General features: G+C 61.1%; 3 protein-coding genes. All 3 read right to left on the reverse strand.

Translation table 11 applies throughout. The annotated features are described in order from the left end of the window. A partial coding sequence (locus EOA38_RS35340; RefSeq protein WP_189435132.1) for a transposase occupies nt 1-250 on the reverse strand: 250 nt, incomplete at its 3' end. A 449-nt stretch (nt 251-699) separates the two neighbouring features. Continuing rightward, on the reverse strand, nt 700-843 hold the full coding sequence (locus tag EOA38_RS35345) for a transposase (RefSeq protein WP_245481002.1): 144 nt from the start codon (nt 841-843) through the stop codon (nt 700-702). Between the two features lie 431 nt (nt 844-1,274). Then, the gene (locus EOA38_RS35350; RefSeq protein ID WP_127301396.1) at nt 1,275-1,586 is read right to left on the reverse strand and encodes a hypothetical protein; all 312 of its coding nucleotides are present in this window, start codon (nt 1,584-1,586) and stop codon (nt 1,275-1,277) included. Nucleotides 1,587-1,872: the final 286 nt, after the last annotated feature.

The raw sequence follows: 1,872 nt of genomic DNA on the forward strand, positions 1-1,872 counted from the left end.
GCGGAACATCGATCTCCAGCTTGCCGGTCTCGGTCGTCACCGTCTTGCGGCCGTAGCCGTTACGCGTATTGCCAGCGTCTTCGCCGCCGGCAAGGTGATGGTCCATCTCCGCGTTTAGCGCGCGCTCCGTCAGAGCCTTCTTGAGCGAATCCAGCAGCCCGCCCTGTTCGAAGGCTGCACTGGCCGCCCCTCCTGCCAACAACTGGTCAAGAAGGTCATTCGGGATCGCAGGTTCTTTGCGTCGGGTCATAGTGGGAATCCTTTTTACCCATTATGCCCGCCCGCACACGGAATTCCTGACAGTCCCTCTTGGCCCGTCTCGATGGTTGTCATGGCGCGAGCCGGGGTCTCCGCGCCGCGCATCAAGCTGACCGACGCTCTCTTCATCTAGAGACGCGCAGTCATCAAACGAGCTGCTCCCGTCTTAGCGGCCTAACCGGAGCCACCGTCCCGGCAAGGGACGTCGTAATCGCGGGACCTGGTGTCGATGCTCGCCGTGTTCCTCCTTATCCTCTCATCGAACGCTTCACGACACGACTGCCGCAGGACGGCCTGTCTGCAGAATGCGCTCACTCATCTGGTGCAGAACACCGCCAGCATGCGCGCAAGTGCAACCTTGGCCCTTTCGCATCCCGGCCCGCTTCGCCACAGCAAGCGCCAAGGACTTCAAGGCCGAGCCCTTGACCGGTCGCGTCAGCATCACCTTGGCTCGTAGAGCGCCACAGGCACCCCATGCTCGCCGACCTTGGAGATGCGCCCCGTCACGTCGGTCTCGCCAGACTGGTACTTCCTCGGCGTCAGGCCGAAATGGGCGCCCACTATCCGGGACGAGCGAAAGCGCAACGGGTCGTCGATGGTCGCTGAAAAATGCCGGCGCTACCAAAGCCCCGACCCCCGGGCACGCTCATCAGGTTGCGCACCTGCGCATAGCGACGCGCCAACCGACAAGACGCTTCTCGATCGTCTTGAACTCGCACAGCAGCACTGCTCGGGCCTTGAGAAGAGCCTCGGCAATCTGCTCCAGCGTGTCATGATGGGCGACCAGTTCGCGAACCCGCCGTTCAAACGTCTTTGGCGTCGTCAGGCCAACGTTCAGCGAAAGCCGCGCAAGCTCAGCGGATGCACATCTCAACATCGCGCCGGTTCGACTGCAGGAGCCTGCGCGTGGTCAGCAGGGCGCGGACCTCCTGTGCCAGTAGAGACATGCAGTGCACTGGGCGGAACCAGCCAAGCCGCATGAGCTGTGCAATGCCGCGCATCCTTGCGATCCGTCTTCACAGGCATCGCCTTGAAGGCGTCGCGCACGCGGCGCATCTCGAGAAGCTCCACTGCCACCCGGACGCCTGCAGTCCAGCAAATAGCCATTGCGACAGCGGCCCTGCCTCCAGGCCAATCCGTGCAAGCGGTACTTCGAGCGCCGCAAACCAGGCGATCAGCGACTCCGGCTCCCTCGGCACCTTCGCTTCCCGCACAATCTTGCCCAGCCCATCAACCACGCAGACACTTGAGCATTCCAATGACACATCAATCCCGGCATAGTAATCCACGGTCATCTCTCCTTGAGGTTTGGCGCTGGCTGCGGCCATGACGCCGTTCACACCATCCATTGTGAGGGACGACTGCCTCGACCGAAAGTCTAGCCTCGGCGCCAGAGGCCCGTTACCCCACCTTAGGCAACCGATTGCATAATCAATCGCTGCGGCAAATAACTATTCTGAGTTTCACGGGTCCGTTCTCCAAGCGATGATAGACACGAATAGCATTCTTATGCTGCTTGGAAACACTGGCGATAGAGGACCGTATAGGATGCAGCAATCCGCAGAAACTCGGTCTACGATCGACGACGCCGTTTGTGCATGAGCAGTGCATCTA

Source organism: Mesorhizobium sp. M1E.F.Ca.ET.041.01.1.1 (assembly GCF_003997355.1).
Classification (GTDB): domain Bacteria; phylum Pseudomonadota; class Alphaproteobacteria; order Rhizobiales; family Rhizobiaceae; genus Mesorhizobium.